1 protein-coding gene is annotated in these 646 nt (G+C 67.0%); it reads left to right on the top strand.

All coding sequences use genetic code 11. The features are described from left to right. Positions 1-162: 162 nt before the first annotated feature. The gene (locus ACK4S7_RS13120) at positions 163-618 is read left to right on the top strand and encodes a YaiI/YqxD family protein (RefSeq protein ID WP_409647692.1); all 456 of its coding nucleotides are present in this window, start codon (positions 163-165) and stop codon (positions 616-618) included. Positions 619-646: the final 28 nt, after the last annotated feature.

Here is a 646-nt window from a genome sequence, read left to right as displayed (position 1 = left end):
ACCGGGGGAGTGCGAGAGGTCGTCTGTGAAAGGAAGTCGTCGGTTCGGTGCGGTTTCCCGCGCCGGGCGTGCGAAGTCAGTCATGCTTAGGACGTCAGCGCGAGCGACATAGCATGATGATCGGCAATCGCCTAATGCATTGGCTTCAAAGGAGTTCGACACTTGCCGAAACCGCGGATTCTGGTCGATGCCGATGCCTGCCCGGTCAAGGACGAGATCTACAAGGTCGCGTGGCGGCGCGCGGTGGCGGTCACGATCGTCGCCAACAGCTTGATCCGCATCCCCGACCACCCGCTGATCGCGCGGGAGATCGTCTCGGACGGCTTCGATGCGGCGGACGACTGGATCGCCGAACGCGCCGGGCCAAAAACTGTCGTCATCACCGCCGACATCCTGCTCGCCGACCGCTGCCTCAAGGCGGGCGCAGTCGTCCTCTCCCCCGCCGGCAAGCCCTTCACCACCAGCTCGATCGGCGCGGCCATCGCCACCCGCGCGATCATGGCCGACCTGCGCGCGGGCGGCGACCAGATTGGCGGCCCCGCCCCGTTCGGCAAGCAGGACCGCTCGCGCTTTCTGTCCGCGCTGGACGAGGCATTGGTCCGTCTCGCCAGGGCTTGACCCCCACCCCCCGGGGGGTAAGAGGCAC

Source organism: Sphingorhabdus sp. (genome assembly GCF_046292425.1).
Lineage (GTDB): Bacteria > Pseudomonadota > Alphaproteobacteria > Sphingomonadales > Sphingomonadaceae > Sphingorhabdus_B.
This window is presented reverse-complemented; position numbering and strand designations above follow the sequence as displayed.